Annotated in this window: 19 protein-coding genes and 1 pseudogene; 15 read left to right on the forward strand and 5 right to left on the reverse strand. The window is 61.6% G+C overall.

Annotated features, from left to right (window positions below; genetic code table 11):
• Positions 1-8: 8 nt before the first annotated feature.
• From WGT02_RS01660 to WGT02_RS01670, 3 genes are all read left to right on the forward strand, one after another.
• Positions 9-1,877 (forward strand): DNA polymerase III subunit gamma/tau, encoded by a 1,869-nt coding sequence (locus WGT02_RS01660; RefSeq protein WP_208249346.1) that lies wholly within the window; start codon positions 9-11, stop codon positions 1,875-1,877.
• 22 nt (positions 1,878-1,899) lie between these two features.
• Positions 1,900-2,223 (forward strand): YbaB/EbfC family nucleoid-associated protein, encoded by a 324-nt coding sequence (locus WGT02_RS01665; RefSeq protein WP_024316266.1) that lies wholly within the window; start codon positions 1,900-1,902, stop codon positions 2,221-2,223.
• A 70-nt stretch (positions 2,224-2,293) separates the two neighbouring features.
• Positions 2,294-2,905 (forward strand): LysE family translocator, encoded by a 612-nt coding sequence (locus tag WGT02_RS01670; RefSeq protein ID WP_024316267.1) that lies wholly within the window; start codon positions 2,294-2,296, stop codon positions 2,903-2,905.
• A gap of 1 nt (position 2,906) precedes the next feature.
• On the opposite strand, the gene WGT02_RS01675 is transcribed toward WGT02_RS01670, so the two are convergent.
• On the reverse strand, positions 2,907-3,434 hold the full coding sequence (locus WGT02_RS01675) for a DUF992 domain-containing protein (RefSeq protein ID WP_024316268.1): 528 nt from the start codon (positions 3,432-3,434) through the stop codon (positions 2,907-2,909).
• 83 nt (positions 3,435-3,517) lie between these two features.
• On the reverse strand, positions 3,518-4,000 hold the full coding sequence (locus WGT02_RS01680) for an Lrp/AsnC family transcriptional regulator (protein ID WP_024316269.1): 483 nt from the start codon (positions 3,998-4,000) through the stop codon (positions 3,518-3,520).
• Between the two features lie 109 nt (positions 4,001-4,109).
• On the opposite strand from WGT02_RS01680, the gene WGT02_RS01685 reads away from it, so the two are divergent.
• Positions 4,110-4,646: an alpha/beta hydrolase gene (locus WGT02_RS01685; RefSeq protein ID WP_024316270.1), complete on the forward strand. Its 537-nt coding sequence runs from the start codon at positions 4,110-4,112 to the stop codon at positions 4,644-4,646.
• Here WGT02_RS01685 and WGT02_RS01690 read toward each other — a convergent pair.
• On the reverse strand, positions 4,643-5,266 hold the full coding sequence (locus tag WGT02_RS01690) for an MOSC domain-containing protein (protein WP_208249345.1): 624 nt from the start codon (positions 5,264-5,266) through the stop codon (positions 4,643-4,645). The genes WGT02_RS01685 and WGT02_RS01690 overlap by 4 nt on opposite strands.
• A 56-nt stretch (positions 5,267-5,322) precedes the next feature.
• Between WGT02_RS01690 and recR the strand changes: the two genes are divergently transcribed.
• Together recR and WGT02_RS01700 are read left to right on the forward strand one after the other, a co-directional pair.
• Entirely contained in the window at positions 5,323-5,928 is a 606-nt protein-coding gene (gene recR, locus WGT02_RS01695; RefSeq protein WP_024316272.1) for a recombination mediator RecR, read from the forward strand.
• An 8-nt stretch (positions 5,929-5,936) separates the two neighbouring features.
• Positions 5,937-7,190: a lytic murein transglycosylase gene (locus WGT02_RS01700; RefSeq protein ID WP_024316273.1), complete on the forward strand. Its 1,254-nt coding sequence runs from the start codon at positions 5,937-5,939 to the stop codon at positions 7,188-7,190.
• A gap of 2 nt (positions 7,191-7,192) precedes the next feature.
• Here WGT02_RS01700 and WGT02_RS01705 read toward each other — a convergent pair whose 3' ends face one another.
• Both WGT02_RS01705 and WGT02_RS01710 read right to left on the reverse strand, forming a co-directional pair.
• A complete protein-coding gene (locus WGT02_RS01705; RefSeq protein ID WP_024316274.1) occupies positions 7,193-7,648 on the reverse strand; it encodes a GNAT family N-acetyltransferase in 456 nt (151 codons plus the stop codon).
• Positions 7,649-7,776: 128 nt separating this feature from the next.
• Positions 7,777-9,353: pseudogene (locus WGT02_RS01710) on the reverse strand (MFS transporter); the annotation flags it as partial.
• 153 nt (positions 9,354-9,506) lie between these two features.
• Between WGT02_RS01710 and rimP the strand changes: the two are divergent.
• From rimP to pnp, 9 genes are all read left to right on the forward strand, one after another.
• Entirely contained in the window at positions 9,507-10,112 is a 606-nt protein-coding gene (gene rimP, locus WGT02_RS01715) for a ribosome maturation factor RimP (RefSeq protein WP_024316276.1), read from the forward strand.
• 60 nt (positions 10,113-10,172) lie between these two features.
• A complete protein-coding gene (gene nusA / locus WGT02_RS01720) occupies positions 10,173-11,777 on the forward strand; it encodes a transcription termination factor NusA (RefSeq protein WP_024316277.1) in 1,605 nt (534 codons plus the stop codon).
• On the forward strand, positions 11,777-12,466 hold the full coding sequence (locus WGT02_RS01725) for an RNA-binding protein (RefSeq protein WP_029710177.1): 690 nt from the start codon (positions 11,777-11,779) through the stop codon (positions 12,464-12,466). The genes nusA and WGT02_RS01725 overlap by 1 nt, the downstream gene beginning before the upstream one ends.
• 100 nt (positions 12,467-12,566) lie before the next feature.
• Positions 12,567-15,305 (forward strand): translation initiation factor IF-2, encoded by a 2,739-nt coding sequence (gene infB, locus WGT02_RS01730; RefSeq protein ID WP_208249344.1) that lies wholly within the window; start codon positions 12,567-12,569, stop codon positions 15,303-15,305.
• Between the two features lie 75 nt (positions 15,306-15,380).
• Positions 15,381-15,791, forward strand: coding sequence for a 30S ribosome-binding factor RbfA (gene rbfA / locus WGT02_RS01735; RefSeq protein ID WP_024316280.1), 411 nt, complete (start codon positions 15,381-15,383; stop codon positions 15,789-15,791).
• Positions 15,792-15,803: 12 nt separating this feature from the next.
• The gene (gene truB / locus WGT02_RS01740) at positions 15,804-16,736 is read left to right on the forward strand and encodes a tRNA pseudouridine(55) synthase TruB (RefSeq protein ID WP_208249343.1); all 933 of its coding nucleotides are present in this window, start codon (positions 15,804-15,806) and stop codon (positions 16,734-16,736) included.
• A 129-nt stretch (positions 16,737-16,865) separates the two neighbouring features.
• A complete protein-coding gene (locus tag WGT02_RS01745) occupies positions 16,866-17,717 on the forward strand; it encodes an alpha/beta fold hydrolase (RefSeq protein ID WP_024316282.1) in 852 nt (283 codons plus the stop codon).
• A gap of 157 nt (positions 17,718-17,874) precedes the next feature.
• Positions 17,875-18,144, forward strand: a complete 270-nt coding sequence (gene rpsO / locus WGT02_RS01750; protein ID WP_016552226.1) for a 30S ribosomal protein S15 — start codon at positions 17,875-17,877, stop codon at positions 18,142-18,144.
• A gap of 319 nt (positions 18,145-18,463) precedes the next feature.
• Positions 18,464-20,605, forward strand: a complete 2,142-nt coding sequence (gene pnp, locus WGT02_RS01755) for a polyribonucleotide nucleotidyltransferase (protein ID WP_024316283.1) — start codon at positions 18,464-18,466, stop codon at positions 20,603-20,605.
• The last annotated feature ends 59 nt before the right edge of the window (positions 20,606-20,664 follow it).

Here is a 20,664-nt window from a genome sequence, read left to right on the forward strand (position 1 = left end):
GCAGGGCGATGAGCGACACCGAGCGACAATCAAAAGATGCCGCCTCGACGGGCACCGGATACCGGGTACTGGCACGCAAATACCGCCCCAAGGATTTCACGGATCTGATGGTCGGCCAGGAGCCGATGGTCCAGACCCTGACCAACGCTTTCGAGACCGGCCGCATTGCGCAGGCCTACATGCTGACCGGTGTTCGCGGGGTCGGCAAGACGACGACGGCCCGCATCCTTGCCCGCGCCCTGAACTACAAGACCTCAGAGGTCGACAAGCCGACGATCGATCTGCGCATTCCCGGCGAGCACTGCCAGGCGATCATGGAAGGCCGGCATGTCGACGTCATCGAGATGGACGCCGCCTCTCATACCGGTATCGACGATATCCGCGAGATCATCGAGCAGGTGCGCTACCGTCCGGTTTCGGCGCGCTACAAGGTCTACATCATCGACGAAGTGCACATGCTTTCGACGCAGGCCTTCAACGGCCTGCTGAAGACGCTCGAAGAGCCGCCCGAGCATGTGAAATTCATCTTCGCCACCACCGAAATCCGTAAGGTGCCGATCACGGTCCTGTCGCGCTGCCAGCGCTTTGACCTGCGCCGCATCAGCGCCTCGGATCTCGTTGGCCTCTTCACCACGATCGCATCGAAGGAAGGCATCGAGGCAGAGCCCGATGCGCTGGCGATGATCGCCCGCGCCGCCGAAGGCTCGGCACGTGACGGTCTGTCGCTGCTTGATCAGGCAATCGCCCATGGCGGCGGCGCCGTTTTGACCGAAGCCGTACGCGGCATGCTCGGCCTTGCCGACCGCGCTCGCATCGTCGATCTCTTTCATTACATCGTCAAAGGTGATGTTGCTGCGGCGCTGGGCGAATTCGAAAGCCAGTACGAAGCTGGTGCCAATCCGGTTGCGGTGCTGACCGATCTTGCCGATTTCACGCATCTTGTGACGCGGCTGAAGTATGTGCCGGACGCGGCGAACGACCCTTCGCTCAGCGAGATCGAACGCACAAAGGCTGCGGAATTCGCCCAGGGCGTGGCGGTGACGGCGCTGTCGCGCATCTGGCAGATGCTGTTGAAGGGCATTCCGGAAGCCGAAGGCTCCTCGCGCCCGGCCGGCGCCGCCGAGATGGTGCTGATCCGACTGGCGCATGCCGCGCATCTACCGGCACCTGAGGATGCTGCCCGTCGCCTCGCGGAGTTTTCCGAGACGAACGGTGGAAGCCGTCCGTCTGCGCCGTCGGGCAACAGCGGTGGCGGCGCAACGGTGAACTATCAGGGCAATCTGGCGGCGCGATCGACGGACCCGATACCGCGTCCGCAGCCCGTGGGGCCGACCGCCATGCTGCGTGCGGTTCCCAATCCCGATCCGCATTACGTGCCGGTCGGGCGTGTCGAGACGAAGCCCACCGAGGCGCCGAAGCCATTGGTGCCGGTCAATTCCATCGCCGATCTCGCCAATCTAGCAGGTGACAAGCGCGATGCGAAGATCAAGGCGCTGGTGCGCAACTTCGTCCGTCCCGTTCGCATCGAACCCGGTCGCCTCGACGTCAATCTGACCGAAGGCGCCCCCGGCACGCTTCTCAACGAACTGGCGGTCAAGCTCAAGGACTGGACGGGCATCCATTGGATCGTCAGCCTCAGCCGCGAGCAGGGCCAGCCGACAATCGTCGAGGCCGAAGCCAGCGCCAAGGCGCAGCAGGTGAGCGACGCCCGGCAGGACCCGGATGTGGCGGCGATCCTCGCGCAGTTTCCGGGCGCCAAGATCATCGACGTGCGCGTGCGGGCACCGGAGCCGGACGAGGAAGAGGAGGTCAAGGCGCCCGCCGCTGCCGAATCCGATGAAGGCGACATCCTGCCCGGCGACGACATAATATTCTGAGATATCGAGAAGGAGCGAGACGATGCGCGACATCATGGGCATGATGGGCAAAGTCAAGGAAATGCAGGCCAAGATGGAGAAGATGCAGGCGGAAATCGCCGAACTCCATGCGGAAGGCAAGTCGGGTGGCGGCCTCGTTACCGTGGTCCTCAACGGCAAGGGCGAGATGCAGAGCCTGAAGATCGACCCGTCGCTATTCAAGGAAGACGATGTCGAGATTCTCGAAGACCTGATCGTTGCCGCTCACAAGGATGCCAAGGACAAGGCGGAAGCCGCCGCGGCTGAGAAGACCAAGGCGCTGACCGCTGGCCTGCCGATCCCGCCCGGCTTCAAGATGCCGTTCTGATCGGCCAGTAGACCGAAGGAGCGGTGCCGGCCGAACCTGGCACCGCTTCCGTCATGTGAGGGGGATTCGGATGACATTGACCAGCCTGTTCGTCTTTGCCTGCGCGCTGTTCGTGGCTGCCGGCTCTCCGGGGCCGAGTGTTGCTGCCCTCGTCGCCCGTGTGATCTCCAAGGGCGCGCGTGACGTTCTTCCCTTCCTGGCGGCTATGTGGCTCGGCGAGGCGATCTGGCTGACCTGCGCCGTTGCCGGTCTCGCCGCGATTGCCGAAACCTTCCATTACGCCTTCGTTGCCATGAGGTGGCTCGGCGTCTGCTATCTGCTCTATCTCGCCTGGAAGATGTGGTTTGCCTCGCCGGACCGTGAGGCTGAATCGCTACCCGACACGCAATCGCCGCTAAAGCTTTTCCTCGCTGGCATGACGGTGACGCTCGGCAACCCGAAGATCATGATGTTCTATATGGCGCTGCTGCCCTCGATCATCAACATCCGCGCCGTGACCATGGTCGGCTGGGCCGAACTCGTCGGGACGATGCTTCTGGTGCTGGTCGTCATCGATATCAGTTGGGCGCTGCTCGCGGCGAAGGCGAGAGGCTTCCTGAAAAGCCGCCGCGCTATTCGTGTGGCCAATAGGGCCAGCGCCGGAACGATGGCCGGCGCTGCGGTCGCGATCGCGATGCGCTAGGCTATCGCTGTGAGATATGCCGCTTGGGAGCCCGTGGCGGTGGTGCCGGCGGCACCCAGGTCAGAATCATGTTAGCAACGCCTGCCGCGATATTGAGACCGGACGTGCCCTCCGCCGAGACCGGCTGCAACGCAATCGAGCCTTCGAAACCGCCGATAAGGACATTAGCCCCGACACCGAGGCCGACAGTCGCATTGGCTGCGACGCCGGAGTAGCTTCCCTGCAGAGCGCCGTCCAGCCGGTTGGTCGGTGCATAGACGAGCCAAATCATTCCGCCGCCCGCCAGAGTGCCGATATCAATGCCAAGCTTGGTGATTGTACCGGTATAGCGTTCGCTCGGCCGTCCCGGCGAAGACGGGGTGAATATGCAGTTGAGCGTCCGTTTCGAACCGATGATCACGCCAAATCCGGGAGATATGTCACAGCCAAGCGAGCCGACCTTGACGCGGGCGGCCGCCGGCGTCGCTGATAGGAAGGTGGTGGCCGTTGCGGCGATGACTGCCGCCGCGATAAGTCTTGCGATGGACATGCGAGCCTCCTTCGATCTACACTCCGTGCGTGAAAAACTAGGAGCGTCGGCCTCGTCAGCAAGTGGCAGTGGTTGAAATCACGTCAGAGGTGGTGTCGCGCCAGTTTCACCAGTTCGCGGCCGATCGGCTTCATCGGTTCGCCGCGCAATACGAGGGAGGTCGTCACTGCGCCGTAGCGCGCGATGCTGTCGACGATGATTTCAAGCTCGGACGGCGAGGGGACCAGGACCTTCAACACGAAGCAATCCTCTCCCGTCAGCCTGAGAACCTCGACAATCTGTGGCATTTCCGAGAATTGCTTGAGACAGCTGCGGATATGTTCGTGGCTCGTACGCAGCCGAACGACGGCCATCATGCCCAGCCCGAGGGCCGCGGCATTGACGCGGGCGCCGTAACCCTCGATGATTCCCCGTTCTTCCAGGCGTTTCAGCCGCTCGGACGCAGCCGGTTGCGACAGACCGACCTTGCGCCCGAGTTCGGAAACAGAGATGCGCCCGTCCGCCTGCATGATCTCGACGATCAGCATGTCGGTCGGGTCGAGTTGTCGGCTCATGAAACCAGCCATCATTATTCGCCTTTAATTCATCGGTTGAACGATGATTTTTCCGATGATTTCCTATGTCGTTTGTAGACTATCTCACGCAGCTTATGCGTCGAGCAACAGGAAGGAAGCGATGCGAGATATCATCATGGTGCCGGGCATTGGCGGGTCTGGCGAAGCACACTGGCAGTCCCGATGGGAGGCGGCCGATCCCCGCATGCGGCGGTTTTCGCCCTCAAACTGGGATCAGCCCGACCTCGAGGATTGGATCGCCGCGCTGGACCGGGCTGCCGGACAATCGGAGAACGAACCATTTCTCGTCGCCCATAGCCTCTCCTGCCTTCTGGTTGCCCATTGGGCGCGGCGGGCCACGTATCGCGCCAGCGGCGCCTTGCTGGTCGCGCCACCGGACCCACGCTCGCCGGCTTTCCCCCCGGAGGCTGCCGGCTTTGCCGATCCACCTGTCACGGCCCTTCCGTTCCTGTCGCTTGTCATAGCCAGTAGCGACGACCCTTTCGGTTCGCTCGACTATGCGCGTACCAAGGCCGATGCTTGGGGTAGCGAATTCATGGGTATCGGTGCCCGCGGTCACATCAATGAGAAGAGCGGGCTCGGCGAGTGGCCGGAGGGAAGGGCGGCATTGGCGGCCTTTGAGGCGCGCCTGCGCTAGGCGCCTGAATGCACTGCCAAGATATCGCGCAGTTTATAGTGGATCGGTGCTGCGAGATAGCGGCTGCGATCCTGCGCCGCGAGTGTCTTGCCGAAGGTCGCGATCATCTCCGGCATCGTGACCTTCTCGCCGTCATAGGGCAGATAGTCGACCGTCATTCCGGTTGCGATTGCCCCACCGTGAAGAACGCGGCAATAGATGCCTGGCCGCGCTGCCTGCGTGTAGCGCTTGATGAACAGCGGGTCGCCCATCCGGGCGGCAAAAGTGGCGCAAGGAATGCGTGCGCTGGTGACCTCCAGAACAAGATCGCCGGCTATGAATTTATCGCCCACCGAGACAATGCCGTTATCGAGATCGTCGATCACTATGTTCTCTCCGAACGTGCCCGGCTCGATTGGCCGCCCAAGCTCCTTTGACCACCAGTCGAGCGTCAGCGAACCCTCGAGATAGACGGCCTGGTCGACGCCACCATGGTGTTTCCGGTTACAAATGGCGTCGCCGACAAGCCCCTCGGCATCGACGAGCACGTTGCCGCCGACGGGATGCTTGTAGATGCCGGTCTTGTAGCTCTTGCCGGGTAGCCGCTCGGCACTGCCAATGCAGATGGCGAGGATTTTCATCGAGCGGCGCTCCCAAGCTGTTTCCGTTTTTGCAACATATGGGCTAATAACCGCTCATGGCAAAGCGAGTCACCGGCCCCGAGATCGAAAAACTGATTCAGCTTCTGGCGAAGGTGCCCGGCCTCGGTCCGCGGTCCGCGCGCCGGGCTGCCCTGCACCTCATCAAGAAGAAAGACCAGCTGCTCGGCCCCCTGTCGAATGCGATGGGCGAGGCCTATGACAAGGTCAAGATCTGCTCCCATTGCGGCAATGTCGATACGGTTGATCCTTGCACGGTCTGCACGGACGACCGGCGCGACCAATCCGTCATCATCGTCGTCGAGGATGTCTCTGACCTCTGGGCGCTGGAGCGTGCCGGCGCCTTGAACGCGACCTATCATGTACTCGGCGGCACCCTCTCACCGCTGGATGGCGTCGGGCCTGATGACCTCAACATTCGCGGCCTGATCGAGCGCGCCAGCGCCGGCGGCATCCGCGAACTAATCATCGCGGTCAATGCGACCGTCGAGGGGCAGACGACAGCACACTATATAACCGACCAGCTGAGCGGGCTGGACGTGAAGATCACGCGCCTCGCCCACGGCGTCCCGGTCGGCGGCGAGCTCGACTATCTCGACGAAGGAACACTGCAAGCGGCGCTCCGAGCACGTACGGCAATCTAGGGGGAAGCATGAACAGGAGCATTTTCGGCCGCCTCGTGATCGCAACGGTGGCGCTGCTGACGCTGTCATGCTCGTCGGTTCTTTCCGCTTCGCAAGCAGATGTCGAAGCGCAATTCGAGAGATGGGTGCAGGCTGATCTCTGGCCGGAGGCGCAGAAGAACGGTATTTCGGAGCGGGCGTTTCGCGCGTCCTTCGCGGGCGTCGAACTCAACTGGAGCCTGACCGATCTTGCCCCTCCCGGCTTCCCGCCGCCGAAGCAACAGAAACAGACGCAGGCTGAATTCTCCTCCCCGGCGCCCTATTTCAACGAGGATCGGCTGAAGCGGCTGGGGGGCACCGGCCGCGGTTTTGCATCGCAATATGCCTCGACGCTGAAGAAGATCGAAAGAACCTACGGGGTCCCCGGTTCGATCGTGCTTGCCGTCTGGGGGCGCGAAACGGGTTTCGGGGCGGCCAAGATCCCCAACTCGGCGATCGAGGTGCTGGCAACGAAGGCTTTCATGTCGACACGCAAGGAGATGTTCCGCACTGAACTGCTCGCTGCCCTGCACATCATCGATCGCGGCGACGCGACACCAGCCGAATTCAAAGGCTCATCGGCCGGCGCGCTTGGCCAGCCGCAGTTCATGCCGACCAGTTATCTGAAATATGCCGTCGATTTCGACGGTGACGGCCACCCCAATATCTGGACATCGGTTCCCGACACGCTTGCCTCGATCGCCAATTTCCTCGTCCAGAAGGGCTGGCAGCGCGGTCGTGGCTGGGGATATGAAGTGACGATTCCCGATCAGGTTTCCTGCGCGCAAGAAGGGCCGGATCTCGCCAAGCCCATATCGCACTGGGCCTCGCTCGGCATCGCGCGCATATCCGGCAAGGCCTTCCCTTCCGACGAAGGCAAGGCATCCGGCATAATGCTTGTACCGGCCGGCCGTGACGGGCCGGAATTCGTCGTCACGCCGAACTTCTACGTGATCAAGGAATACAACAACTCCGACCTGTACGCGCTCTATATCGGCAACCTCGCCGATCGCATTGCGTACGGCTCCGGCGCCTTCCAAGGGGCATGGGGCGATGTCGGCAAGATGCTGCGATCCGACGTCGCGGCCATGCAGAAAGCATTGGAGAAGAAGGGATACGATGTCGGCGGCTCCGACGGGCTGCCGGGCTACAAGACGCGCCGGTCCATCGGCCAGTGGCAGGAAAAGAACGGCATGAAGCCGACCTGCTATCCCGAGGCAACGATGATCGGCAAGTTGAAGTAAGCCTAGAGGTTGCGCTTCAAGCCCTCGTGGCTCGCAACGAACCCCAGCTTCGCGTAGAAGCGGATTGAATCCCTCCGCGATTTGTCGCACGTCAATTGCACCAGACCACAGCCGCGTTCGGCGCAGCGCGCAACAGCCCATTCGATGAAATCGGAGCCAAGGCCCAGGCCACGCGCGTCTCTGGCAACACGCACGCTCTCGATCTGCCCGCGCCACATGCCCGTTCGGGACAAGCCGGGTATAAACGTCAGCTGCAGGCAGCCGATGACACGATCGTCCTCGTCCACCGCGACGGCCAGCAGTTGGTTTGCATCGGCTTCGATTGCCTCGAATGCGGTAACATACCTTGTCTCTGGCGGATCCGAGATGATCTCGCGGGTGGCGCCGAGATCGTCATCAGAGAGCAGGACGATGATTGCCGTCAGATCGGAAGGACGGGCGGGGCGAAAGGAATGCATGTCTTGCCTCAATGGTGCAGATCGATCGGTGTCTTGTAGAAGACGTCGCTGTCGGGCGGAATGGCCTGGCGCTCGATCAGCCGGTGGACCTGCGGCAGTTGTTCGCCGTGGTGAAGCGCCCGAAGCCGTTCGATGTTTTCCGCATCGGCCTGCGTTCGGCGCTGATTGTGTCTGATGTATTCGACCCAGGTCGGCGTGTGGTAGGTCTCCGTCCATCGCCCCGGCTTTTCGAGATCGCGCATCAGCGCCCAATTGCGGGCGCCATCGCGAATTCTGATACGCCGCCGCTCGCCCATCAGAGCCAGGAACTCGGGAACATCCGCATCGGCGATTTCGTAATCGATTTGGACGACGATCGGACCGCTGCGCGGCGCAATATCGAGGCCAAGCGCCGGCTCGATGAAGCGGTTGAGCGGGTCGAGATTGAGCGAGGCAAAGGCCGGCATGGCAAAGCGCAGCCCGACGACGATGCCAAAGAGCATGACGACGGCGGAGATCAACAAGGTGTCCGAGACGCCGTAGCGATCGGCCGCCACGCCCCATAGCCGCCGGCGATGCCGCCGAAGGTCACCGTCTGATAGAGCGACAAAGCGCGGCCGACGACCCAGCGCGGCGTCGACAACTGGACGATCGTGTTGAACAGCGAAAGTGCCAGCACCCAGCATGCCCCTGATATCACCAGCCCGGCACAGGTCAGTGCGGCAATCGGGCTGAAAGAGGCAATCGCGGCGCTCAGCGCAAAGCCGGCGAAGGAAATCCGCACGATCGTTTCACTGGAGAAGCGTTCGCGCAGCCGATCATTCAGCATCGCGCCGCCGATCGCACCGATGCCGAAGGAGCCGAGCATGAGACCGTAGGTCAGCGGGCCGCCGACGACGAGGTCGATCGCCACGATCGGCAGCAATGCGAGAATCGAGCTGGCGCTGATCCCGAAGATGAGCCCGCGCAGCAGCACCTTCTGCAGGTTGGGCGACATTGACACATAGCGAAGGCCCGCAAACACTGCGCTGCCAAGCGTTTCCCGTGGCAGGGTGGAGGCCGGGGGGCCCGGCTTCCAGCGAATTAGCGCATAGATCAGCGCGAAGTAGCTCAGCGTGTTGACGGCAAAGGCCGCTGCCGCGCCGGCGGCAGCGACGATAACGCCGCCGATCGCGGGGCCAACGCTGCGGGTGATGTTGAAGCCGACGCTGTTCAACGTGACCGCGCCCGGCAGGTCGCTGCGTGGCACCATGTCGCCGACCGAAGCCTGCCACGACGGATTGTTCAACGCAGTGCCGCAGCCGATCAGGAACGTGAAGAAGAGGAGCAGCCAGGGCGAAAGCCAGTCGAAGTAGGCCGATATGCTGAGCAGCGCCGAAACCGCAAGCATGAAATACTGCGCGGTCAGCATCACCCGGCGGCGGTCAAAGCTGTCGGCAAGGGCGCCCGATACGAGCGAGAAGAGCATGATCGGCAGCGCCGTCGATGTCTGCACCAGCGCGACCATATTTTCCGATGCCGTGATAGTTGTCATCATCCAGGCGGCGCCAACCGCCTGGATCAGCCCGCCGAAGTTCGAAGCGAGGCTTGCAAACCAGATCGTCCGGTAGGTTTCGTGCCGCAACGGCGCAAGTGTCGACGAAGTGTATGGCACGATCCCTCCCGATGCCGGTCCCTCTGAGCCAATATATGGCGAAAGATGCCGCTGGCTAGCGCGGGAGCTCATTGGAAGGTTAGCGACGGAGCTTGCAATTTCGTAAAAACGGGCCTATATGGCTCTCAAATCTTGATCGCATTGATGAAGAGTGGGCCGCAAGGACCCGCTCTTTTTTATTACCGCGATCACCCAAAATGCATGACATTGCTAGGAGCGCATCGCTTGTCGGATCCGACGAAAGCAGACAATGAACTTGAGCCGCGGCTCATCACGGAGACTGGTCTCGATCAGCGCCTTGCCGACATTATCGAGCCCGTGCTTGTTGACCTTGGTTACCGTCTGGTCCGTGTGCGCATGCTCAACCAGAACGGCGCCACCATGCAGATCATGGCCGAGCGCAACGATGGAACGATGGACGTCGAAGGCTGCGAAGAGGTCTCGATGGCCGTTTCTCCGGTTCTCGATGTGGAAGATCCTATCGATAGAGAGTATCATCTGGAAGTGTCTTCGCCGGGTATCGACCGCCCGATGGTGCGGAAGTCCGATTTCGTGCGCTGGCAGGGACATCTTCTGAAGTGCGAAACGTCGATCATGGTCGGCAACCGTAAGCGCTTCCGTGGTAAGATCGTTGCGACCGACGCCGACGGTTTCACGCTCGAGCGTGACCAGGTTTCCGAGGGCGAAGAACAGAATATCGTTATTCCGTTCACGGCCCTCGCTGATGCAAAGCTCATTCTGACCGACGATCTGATCCGTGATGCACTGCGCGCCGACAAGCTGGCGAAGGCAGAGGCCGCGAACCAGAACGAAGCGGAAGACGAAGAATAACCGATCAACTTGTGGCTCCAGGGACGGGAACCCCGGACGCCTAGACGGAGAGAAAAGACAATGGCAGTCAGTGCGAACCGGCTCGAACTTCTGCAGATCGCAGATGCAGTGGCGCGCGAAAAGGTCATCGACCGCGAGATCGTGCTTGCCGCAATGGCAGACGCGATCCAGAAGGCAGCGCGCTCTCGCTACGGCACTGAGTCCAACATTCGGGCCGACATCAACCCGAAGACCGGCGAAATCCGCCTTCAGCGCCTGCTCGAAGTTGTCGACAAGGCCGAAGACTATTCGACCCAGATCCCGCTCGAGCTGGCCCGCGACCGCAACCCGGATGCAGCCCTTGGCGATTTCATCGCCGATCCGCTGCCGCCGATGGATTTCGGCCGTATCGCGGCTCAGTCCGCAAAGCAGGTTATCGTTCAGAAGGTTCGCGAAGCCGAGCGTGATCGCCAGTTCGACGAGTTCAAGGATCGCGTCGGCGAGATCGTCAACGGCACCGTCAAGCGCGTCGAATACGGCAACGTCATCGTCGATCTCGGCCGTGGCGAAGGCATCATCCGTCGCGACGAAATGATCCCGCGCGAAAACGTCCGCTATGGCGATCGCGTCCGTGCCTACGTATATGATGTTCGCAGAGAGCAGCGCGGCCCGCAGATCTTCCTGTCGCGCACACATCCGCAGTTCATGGTGAAGCTGTTCACTATGGAAGTGCCTGAAATTTACGACGGCATTATCCAGGTGAAGTCGGTTGCCCGCGATCCGGGTTCGCGCGCCAAGATTGCCGTGATTTCGAACGACAGCTCGATCGATCCGGTCGGCGCCTGTGTCGGTATGCGCGGTTCGCGCGTTCAGGCCGTTGTCGGCGAGCTTCAGGGCGAAAAGATCGACATCATTCCGTGGTCGCAGGATCCGGCAACCTTCGTCGTCAACGCTCTGCAGCCGGCTGAAGTGGCCAAGGTCGTTCTCGACGAAGATGCAGAGCGCATCGAAGTCGTGGTCCCGGACGAGCAGCTGTCGCTGGCCATCGGCCGCCGCGGCCAGAACGTCCGTCTGGCGTCGCAGCTGACCGGCTGGGACATCGACATCATGACGGAGGCCGAAGAATCCGAGCGCCGCCAGAAGGAATTCAACGAGCGGACCAACCTGTTCATGGACTCGCTCGACGTTGACGAGATGGTCGGCCAGGTACTGGCCTCGGAAGGCTTCGCAGCGGTCGAAGAGCTGGCTTACGTCGATCTCGACGAAATCACCTCGATCGACGGTTTCGACGAAGACACGGCACAGGAAATCCAGACCCGTGCCCGCGAATACCTGGAGCGCCTGGAAGCCGAAATGGACGAAAAGCGCAAGGCGCTTGGCGTTTCCGACGAACTGCGCCAGATCGACGGCATAACCGCTCAGATGATGGTCGCGCTCGGCGAAGACGGCATTAAGACGATCGAGGACTTCGCCGGCTGCGCCGCTGACGATCTCGTCGGCTGGAGCGAACGCAAGAACGGCGAGACCAAGAAGTTCGAAGGTCTGTTCTCCAAGTTCGACGTTTCGCGCGTCGAAGCCGAGCAGATGGTCGTTCAGGCTCGCCTCGCGGCTGGCTGGATCACCGAAGAAGATCTCGCCAAGGACGCGGAAGCTGAAGAAGCTCCCGAGGCCGAGCAGGAAGTATAATGTCCGCGCGGGAGCCGACCGTTTCTCCTGAGGACGACGATCTTGCAGGATATGACGTGAATGGTCGCATGTGCATCGTGACGCGCGAAAGCGGATCGCCGGATGAGCTGATCCGCTTCGTCGCCGCTCCCGATGGGACTGTGGTCGCCGATCTGAAGCGCCAGCTTCCGGGACGCGGCTGTTGGGTCAAGATCGATCGCTCGCTGGTCGACAAGGCCGTGGCGAAGAGGCTCTTCGCCCGCGCTTTGAAAGCGGATGTGAAGGCGGCAGCCGATCTCGGCCAAACCGTTGAGACGCTGCTCGAACAGCAGTTGATGCAGATGATGAACATGGCCCGCAAGGCGGGGCAGTTCGTTACGGGCTCCGCGAAAGTGGACGCCGCAGTCAGGAGTGGAGCGGCGATTGCCGTGTTCCACGCGACGAATGCCGCCGAAGATGGCGTGAGAAAAATCGACCAGGCTCGCAAGGCCTGGCACCTCGGAATGGAGACCGAGGAGGAAATACCTTCCTACCGTCTCTTCTCGGAGAGCGAAATGGAAGGCCTGATGGGCCAGAACGCTTTTATCCATGCTGCAGTGCTTGCAGGGCAGGCGGGTGAGGGTGTAGTGAAGCGCGCAAAGATGCTCGAACAGTACCGCAATGGCGGTCAGTCCCGGGCAGCGGGCGGCGCTGGCCGGCAAAAACAATGATACGGTCACCGGCTTGTCCGGTCCCAACATCATTGATCGACATATTTGATTGACAGGGCCTGATGACGTCATCGCTCCCTGTCCGAAGGAACGGGAACGAATGACCGATAGCAATGACGACAAGACACTGAACGGACCGGGCAAGAAGACTCTGACCCTGAAGCCGTCGGGAATGAGCCAGGGCACCGTGCGCCAGGACATGGGCCGCGGTCGCACCAAGGCGGTCGTTGTCGAGACCCGAAAGCGGCGTCCGATGCGTCCGGAAGACGAACGCCCGATCACATCTGCGGCGCCGGTAGCGCCTCTTCGCGCCGCCGAACCCGCCCGTTCTCCGGCACCCGCGGCACCGGTGCAGGCGCGCGGTCCGCAGGTACCACAGCCGCGCGTCCATCAGCCGGGTGGACAGCAGCAGCGTCCGCAGCAGCCTTCATCGCAATCGTCGCGTCCTCAAGATCGTCCGCGGCCGGTGGTCCTGAACCACCTGTCCCCGGAAGAAATGGACGCCCGTCGTCGTGCGCTTGCCATGGCGCAGGTTCGTGATGCGGAAGATGCCGTTCGCCGCGCCGAGGAAGAAAAGCGCCGTACTGCAGAGGACGCCGCGCGTCAGGCTGCCGAAGCTGAAGAAGCCAAGCAGCGTGCAGAGGAGGAAGCGGTACGCGCGGCTGCAACCGCATCCGCCGCGGTAGAGGCAGAGGCACCAGCTGCGCCGGCAGACGCTCCCCGCGTCCAGCCGGCTACGCCGGCAGTACGTCGTCCAGACGCGGCTGCTTCGCCGACCCAGGCACGTCCGGCCCCGGGCGGCGTCGCTGCCCCGGCCGTTCGCGGCCGCCGTGAAAACGAGGAAGAAGATCGTGGGGCACCCCGTGGCGTTCCCGCTCGTGGTCGCGTCGTGCGCCCCGAGCCGGCAAAGCCGGTCACGACACGTCCGAAGACGGACGACGAACGTCGCCGTGGCAAGCTGACGATCGGCACTGCCGGCGTCGACGACGACGGCACGGCACGCGGTCGCTCTATGGCTGCCATGCGCCGACGCCAGGAAAAATTCCGCCGCAGCCAGATGCAGGAAACCCGCGAAAAGGTTGTTCGCGAAGTCATTCTACCTGAAACCATCACCATTCAGGAACTGTCGCAGCGTATGTCCGAACGTGCGGTCGACGTCATCAAGTACCTGATGAAGGAAGGCCAGATGATGAAGCCGGGCGACGTCATCGACGCCGACCTTGCGGAACTCATTGCCGGCGAATTCGGCCATACCGTCAAGCGTGTCTCCGAATCCGACGTTGAGCTTGGCATCTTCAATGTTGCCGACCAGGAAGGCGATCGCGTTTCGCGTCCGCCGGTTGTGACGATCATGGGTCACGTCGACCATGGCAAGACCTCATTGCTCGACGCAATCCGTCATGCCAACGTGGTTGCCGGCGAAGCCGGTGGTATCACGCAGCATATCGGCGCCTACCAGGTCGAACAGAACGGTCAGAAGATCACCTTCATCGACACCCCCGGCCACGCCGCCTTCACGGCAATGCGTGCCCGTGGTGCGCAGGCGACCGACATCGCGATCCTGGTCGTTGCAGCTGACGACAGTGTCATGCCGCAGACGATTGAATCGATCAACCATGCCAAGGCGGCCGGTGTTCCGATCATTGTGGCGATCAACAAGGTCGACAAGCCGAGCGCCGATCCGCAGAAGGTTCGTACGCAGCTCCTGCAGCACGAAGTCTTCGTAGAATCGATGGGTGGTGAAGTTCTCGACGTCGAAGTTTCGGCGAAGACGGGCTTGAACCTCGACAAGCTGCTGGAAGCCATCCTGCTGCAGTCCGAAATCCTCGACCTCAAGGCCAATCCGAACCGCACGGCGGAAGGTACGGTCATCGAAGCCCAGCTCGACCGCGGCCGCGGTTCGGTTGCCACGGTTCTCGTCCAGAACGGCACGCTGAAGCCCGGCCAGATCATCGTCGCTGGCGATGTCTGGGGTCGTGTTCGCGCGCTCGTCACCGACAAGGGCGAACACGTCAAGGAAGCCCCGCCGGCCATGCCGGTCGAGGTGCTCGGCCTCTCCGGCACGCCGCAGGCGGGTGACAAGTTCGCGGTCGTCGAAAACGAAGGCCGTGCTCGAGAGATCTCGGAATACCGCCAGCGTCTCGCCCGCGACAAGGCTGCCGCCCGCCATTCGGGCCAGCGCGGCTCGCTGGAACAGATGATGACGCAGCTGCAGTCCGCCGGTGTCAAGGAGTTCCCGCTGGTCATCAAGGGCGACGTGCAGGGTTCGATCGAAGCGATCGCCGGTGCTCTCGAAAAGCTCGGTACGGACGAAGTCCGCGCCCGCATCGTTCACTCGGCCGTCGGCGGTGTTACGGAATCGGATATCTCGCTTGCCGAGGCATCGGGCGCCGCGATCATCGGCTTCGACGTCCGTGCAAACGCGCAGGCTCGCACTCTGGCCGAACGTCAGGGCATCGAAATTCGCTACTACAACATTATCTACGACCTCGTGGATGACGTGAAGGCGGCGATGTCGGGTCTGCTCTCGCCGGAGCGCCGCGAAACCTTCCTCGGCAACGCCGAGATCCTCGAGGTGTTCAACATCACGAAGGTCGGCAAGGTCGCGGGCTGCCGCGTCACCGAAGGCAAGGTCGAGCGTGGCGTCGGCGTCCGCCTCATCCGCGACAACGTCGTCATCCACGAAGGCAAGCTCAAGACGCTCAAGCGCTTCAAGGACGAAGTCTCGGAAGTGCATTCCGGCCAGGAATGCGGTATGGCTTTCGAGAACTACGAAGACATCCGCGCCGGCGACACGATCGAGTGCTTCCGCGTCGAACACATCACCCGTACGCTCTGATCGTGTGATATTGGAAATTTGGACGGGCGCCGGATCATGTGAGGCCGGCGCCCGAACCTTTTGAGGCAAAGAAAAATGGCAACAAGACCAACAACCTCCGCACCTTCGCAGCGCATGCTGCGCGTCGGCGAGCAGGTTCGCGCCGCCATCACGCAGGTTCTGCAGCGCGGCGAAGTGCGCGATGACGTGATCGAGAAGACCGTGATTTCCATCTCCGAAGTCCGAATGTCGCCCGACCTGAAGATCGCGACGGCGTTTGTGACGCCGCTCGGCGTGACGGATCATGATGCGGTGATCGGCGCGCTGAACCGCAATGCGAAATACATTCGCGGTCGCCTCGGCCCGCAGCTTCGGCAGATGAAGTACATGCCGGAAGTCCGCTTCCGCGACGATACGAGCTTCGACAATTACAAGAAGATCGACGAGTTGCTGCGCTCGCCCGAGGTCCAGCGCGATCTCGACCAAGGCGATACTGAAGAAGAATAGTAGAAGAGACTGATGTCCAAACCACGTAAACCGAAGGGCCGCCCGATCTCCGGTTGGCTGATCCTTGATAAGCCGGTCGATTTCGGCTCCACCGAAGCCGTTTCCAAGATCAAGTGGCTGTTCAAGGCGCAGAAGTGCGGTCACGCCGGCACGCTTGACCCGCTGGCTTCGGGCATGCTGCCGATTGCGCTCGGTGATGCGACGAAGACCGTTCCCTACGTGATGGACGGCCGCAAGATCTACGAATTCACAGTGACCTGGGGCGAGGAACGCGCAACCGACGATCTCGAGGGCGATGTGACCCAGAGCTCCGATGCGCGCCCGAGCGAGCAACAGATCCGCGATCTCCTGCCGAAGTATACCGGCGTTATCAGTCAGGTTCCGCCGCAGTTCTCCGCGATCAAGATTGCCGGCGAGCGCGCCTATGATCTGGCCCGTGACGGCGAGGCCGTCGACATCCCCTCCCGTGAGGTTGAAATCTTCCGTCTCACGCTGCTTGCCTGCCCGGATGCCAATACAGCGCATTTCGAAGTCGAATGCGGCAAGGGCACCTATGTCCGGGCGCTGGCTCGCGACTTTGGCCGCGAACTCGGCAGCTATGGCCACATCTCCGGCCTGCGCCGCAGTTTTGTTGCGCCCTTTGCCGAAGAAACAATGGTGCCGCTCGCCGATCTCGTCGCGCTCGAGGCAATCGAGGACGCGGACGAGCGACTTGCTGCACTGGACGCCCTTCTGATCGACACGAGCGAAGCGCTTTCTTCGCTGCCGCATCTCGTCGTCAACGACGACCAGGCACACCGGCTGAAGATGGGCAATCCGATCCTCGTGCGTGGCCGGGATGCGCCGGTTGCCGAAAGCGAAGCCTACGCCACAGCCCGTGGCAAGCTGATCGCAATCGGCGAGATTGGCCAGGGCGAGTTCCGTCCGAAGCGCGTCTTCGGCTGAGTTTTCAGTAACCTCTGGTTTCTGCCGGATAAGGGCGGACCTAACTATAGGTCGCAATTGTCAACCTTTGCCATTGGGATATGCTTCCCTGATCTGGGCCGTGGGGCCGTTCAGGTCAGGGAGAAAGTCATGTGCAGAGTTGCAGCCGGCATCCTGATGTTCTTCTCGGCGGTCTTGATGGCCGCCAATGTCCACTCCGCGGAACGCTGGGCGAAGTTGCCAGCCTTTCCGCCGATGCCTCCGGCAAAGACGAGCGGCATGGCTCCCGTCAACGACATCAAAATGTACTATGCAGAGTACGGCGAAGGTGAGCCGATCCTGTTCATCCACGGTGGGCTCGGCAGCGCCGATGTCTGGGGCTATCAGGTCGCCGATTTCGCGAAGGATCACCGGGTGATCGTTGCTGACAGCCGAGGACACGGTCGTTCGACGCGCAGCGAGCAGCCTTTCGGTTATGACCTGATGACCTCAGATTATGTCGCGTTGCTCGATTATCTGAAGCTCGACAAGGTGACACTGGTCGGCTGGTCGGATGGCGGCATCATCGGCATCGATATGGCGATGAAGAACCCGGAAAAGCTGACATACGTCGTTGCGCAGGCCGCGAACGTGACGACCGACGGCGTCAAGTCTGACGCCACGGACAACAAGACGTTCAAGGAGTACATAAAAGCCGCAGGCGAGGCCTACAGGAAGCTGTCGCCGACGCCAAACGGCTATAGCGCCTTCTTCAAGCAGATGATGGCGATGTGGGGGAGCCAACCTGCCTGGACAGCCGACGACCTCGACAAGATCAAGGTGCCCGTCACCCTGGCGATCGGCGATCACGACGAGGCTGTCAAGCGCGACCATACCGAGATGATGGCCAAACAGATTCCAGGGTCGAAGCTGGTGATCCTCAAGGACGCGAGCCACTTCGCCATGTTGCAGGACCCTGAGGGTTATAATGCGATGATCCGGGATGCAATGACCGGAAAGTGACGAATCAGCCGTCTGCGGCCATGCCTCTTTCCATCGCGACACATTTGGTTTATACGCAGCGCCAGCATCAGGCAGGGCTTGAATGCATTCGCGGCCAAAGCTGGACGACATCCCGGCTTTTGGCGACCTTATCTCCTCTCATCGAAAGGATTATCCGATGTCGATTACTGCTGAGCGCAAGACGGCTCTGATCAAGGAATACGCAACGTTCGAAGGCGACACCGGTTCACCGGAAGTACAGGTTGCCATCCTGACCGAGCGTATCAACAACCTGACCGGCCACTTCAAGGACCACAAGAAGGATAACCATTCCCGCCGTGGTCTGCTGACGATGGTTTCCAGCCGCCGCTCGCTTCTTGATTACCTCAAGAAGAAGGACGAAGGCCGCTACACCAAGCTGATCGGCAGCCTGGGTATCCGCCGCTAATGATTTTTTCGGCGGGCGCTCCCATTGGGACGCCCGCCGGATTTTTTCGGGAAGCCTTTTCCCGATTCCGCCACACGTGGCGGATTGCCCGGCAGACCCGGATGGGCCGGTTCTGCCAAACCAACCGTTGACCTGTCATGGGGCAGGATTGCCGGATGCTTTCGGCCAGAGCTTCAGGAGCTTTGGCCCGGTCTCTTCCGGGGCCGTCGATGCAAAGCCTCCCGTTGTCTTGCCCATGATGCGTCACACTGATTGCGGTTGACCGTGCGCGGTGCCTTGGAAGGCGAGGCGCATGTTCCCGCATTGAAGGACAAGACATATGTTCGATACTCACAGTGTTGAAATCGAGTGGGCAGGCCGCCCGCTAAAGCTCGAAACCGGCAAGATCGCCCGCCAGGCTGATGGCGCTGTTCTCGCAACCTACGGCGAGACCGTGGTCCTCGCTACCGTCGTTTCCGCCAAGGCGCCGAAGCCGGGGCAGGACTTCTTCCCGCTCACCGTCAACTACCAGGAAAAGACCTACGCAGCCGGCAAGATCCCCGGCGGCTATTTCAAGCGCGAAGGTCGCCCGTCCGAAAACGAAACCCTCGTTTCCCGCCTGATCGACCGCCCGATCCGCCCGCTCTTCCCGGAGGGCTACAAGAACGACACGCAGGTCGTTGTCACCGTCATCCAGCATGACCTTGAAAACAACCCCGACATCCTGTCGATGGTTGCGACCTCGGCAGCCCTGACGCTCTCCGGCGTTCCCTTCATGGGCCCGGTCGGCGGCGCGCGCGTCGGCTATATCAACGGCGAATACGTCCTCAACCCGCATCTCGACGAGATGGACGAGTCGGTGCTCGACCTCGTCGTTGCCGGTACGCACGACGCCGTTCTGATGGTTGAATCCGAAGCCAAGGAACTCAACGAGGAAGTCATGCTCGGCGCCGTCATGTTCGGCCACCGCGGCTTCCAGCCGGTTCTCGACGCGATCATCAAGCTCGCTGAAGTGGCTGCCAAAGAACCGCGCGACTTCCAGCCGGAAGACTATTCCGAACTCGAAGGCGAAATGCTGAAGCATTTCGAAGCCGAGCTTCGCACCGCCTACAAGAACACGCAGAAGGCTGAGCGCTACGCTGCCGTCGACGCTGTCAAGGCGAAGGTCAAGGCGCACTTCCTGCCTGAGGAAGGCGAAGCCAAGTACACTGCCGAAGAAGTCGGCGCGATCTTTAAGCACCTTCAGGCGAAGATCGTTCGTTGGAACATCCTCGACACCAAGAGCCGCATCGACGGCCGCGACCTCGAAACCGTTCGTCCGATTGTTTCGGAAGTCGGTCTCCTGCCGCGCACGCATGGTTCGGCGCTCTTCACCCGCGGTGAAACGCAGGCGATCGTCGTTGCCACCCTCGGCACCGGCGAAGACGAGCAGTATGTCGACTCGCTCACCGGCATGTACAAGGAGCGCTTCCTGCTCCACTACAACTTCCCTCCTTACTCCGTTGGCGAAACCGGCCGCATGGGCTCCCCGGGCCGCCGCGAAATCGGCCACGGCAAGCTCGCATGGCGCGCTATCCGCCCGATGCTGCCGACTGCCGAGCAATTCCCCTACACGCTGCGCGTCGTCTCCGAGATCACCGAGTCGAACGGCTCCTCCTCGATGGCCACCGTCTGCGGCACGTCGCTTGCTCTGATGGACGCTGGCGTTCCGCTCGCAAAGCCGGTTGCCGGTATTGCCATGGGCCTGATCCTCGAAGGCGATCGCTTCGCGGTCCTCTCCGATATTCTCGGTGACGAAGACCACCTCGGCGACATGGACTTCAAGGTCGCTGGTACGGCCGACGGCATCACCTCGCTGCAGATGGACATCAAGATCGCCGGCATCACCGAAGAGATCATGAAGGTCGCTCTCGGCCAGGCACAGGGCGGCCGCAAGCACATCCTCGGCGAGATGGCAAAGGCCATCACCGAGAGCCGCGGCCAGCTCGGCGAATTCGCACCGCGCATCGAAGTCATGAACATTCCGGTCGACAAGATCCGTGAAGTCATCGGCTCCGGCGGCAAGGTCATCCGCGAAATCGTCGAAAAGACCGGCGCGAAGATCAACATCGAAGACGACGGCACCGTTAAGATCGCCTCTTCCTCGGCCAAGGAAATCGAAGCTGCCCGCAAGTGGATCCACTCGATCGTTGCAGAACCGGAGGTTGGCCAGATCTACGAAGGCACGGTCGTCAAGACCGCCGACTTCGGCGCGTTCGTCAACTTCTTCGGCGCCCGTGATGGTCTCGTCCACATCTCGCAGCTCGCTTCCGAGCGCGTTGCCAAGACGCAGGACGTCGTCAAGGAAGGCCAGAAGGTCTGGGTCAAGCTCCTCGGCTTCGACGAGCGTGGCAAGGTCCGCCTGTCGATGAAGGTTGTCGACCAGGCAACCGGCCAAGAAATCCCTGCTGACAAGAAGAAGGAAGAGGCAGCAGCCGAGTAAGCTGCGCCTTCCCAAGTCTTCATGGGCGCGGGATCTTTTCCGCGCCCTTTTTTGTATCC

This window comes from Rhizobium sp. T1470 (genome assembly GCF_042140505.1).
GTDB classification, from domain to species: Bacteria; Pseudomonadota; Alphaproteobacteria; order Rhizobiales; family Rhizobiaceae; genus Rhizobium; species Rhizobium favelukesii.

Excerpts from the sequence above, each read along its gene's own strand:
- WGT02_RS01660 (WP_208249346.1), top strand. The coding sequence starts at position 9 with ATGAGCGACACCGAGCGACAATCAAAAGATGCCGCCTCGACGGGCACC.
- WGT02_RS01665 (WP_024316266.1), top strand. The coding sequence starts at position 1,900 with ATGCGCGACATCATGGGCATGATGGGCAAAGTCAAGGAAATGCAGGCC.
- WGT02_RS01670 (WP_024316267.1), top strand. The coding sequence starts at position 2,294 with ATGACATTGACCAGCCTGTTCGTCTTTGCCTGCGCGCTGTTCGTGGCT.
- WGT02_RS01675 (WP_024316268.1), bottom strand. The coding sequence starts at position 3,434 with ATGTCCATCGCAAGACTTATCGCGGCGGCAGTCATCGCCGCAACGGCC.
- WGT02_RS01680 (WP_024316269.1), bottom strand. The coding sequence starts at position 4,000 with ATGGCTGGTTTCATGAGCCGACAACTCGACCCGACCGACATGCTGATC.
- WGT02_RS01685 (WP_024316270.1), top strand. The coding sequence starts at position 4,110 with ATGCGAGATATCATCATGGTGCCGGGCATTGGCGGGTCTGGCGAAGCA.
- WGT02_RS01690 (WP_208249345.1), bottom strand. The coding sequence starts at position 5,266 with ATGAAAATCCTCGCCATCTGCATTGGCAGTGCCGAGCGGCTACCCGGC.
- recR (WP_024316272.1), top strand. The coding sequence starts at position 5,323 with ATGGCAAAGCGAGTCACCGGCCCCGAGATCGAAAAACTGATTCAGCTT.
- WGT02_RS01700 (WP_024316273.1), top strand. The coding sequence starts at position 5,937 with ATGAACAGGAGCATTTTCGGCCGCCTCGTGATCGCAACGGTGGCGCTG.
- WGT02_RS01705 (WP_024316274.1), bottom strand. The coding sequence starts at position 7,648 with ATGCATTCCTTTCGCCCCGCCCGTCCTTCCGATCTGACGGCAATCATC.
- nusA (WP_024316277.1), top strand. The coding sequence starts at position 10,173 with ATGGCAGTCAGTGCGAACCGGCTCGAACTTCTGCAGATCGCAGATGCA.
- WGT02_RS01725 (WP_029710177.1), top strand. The coding sequence starts at position 11,777 with ATGTCCGCGCGGGAGCCGACCGTTTCTCCTGAGGACGACGATCTTGCA.
- infB (WP_208249344.1), top strand. The coding sequence starts at position 12,567 with ATGACCGATAGCAATGACGACAAGACACTGAACGGACCGGGCAAGAAG.
- rbfA (WP_024316280.1), top strand. The coding sequence starts at position 15,381 with ATGGCAACAAGACCAACAACCTCCGCACCTTCGCAGCGCATGCTGCGC.
- truB (WP_208249343.1), top strand. The coding sequence starts at position 15,804 with ATGTCCAAACCACGTAAACCGAAGGGCCGCCCGATCTCCGGTTGGCTG.
- WGT02_RS01745 (WP_024316282.1), top strand. The coding sequence starts at position 16,866 with ATGTGCAGAGTTGCAGCCGGCATCCTGATGTTCTTCTCGGCGGTCTTG.
- rpsO (WP_016552226.1), top strand. The coding sequence starts at position 17,875 with ATGTCGATTACTGCTGAGCGCAAGACGGCTCTGATCAAGGAATACGCA.
- pnp (WP_024316283.1), top strand. The coding sequence starts at position 18,464 with ATGTTCGATACTCACAGTGTTGAAATCGAGTGGGCAGGCCGCCCGCTA.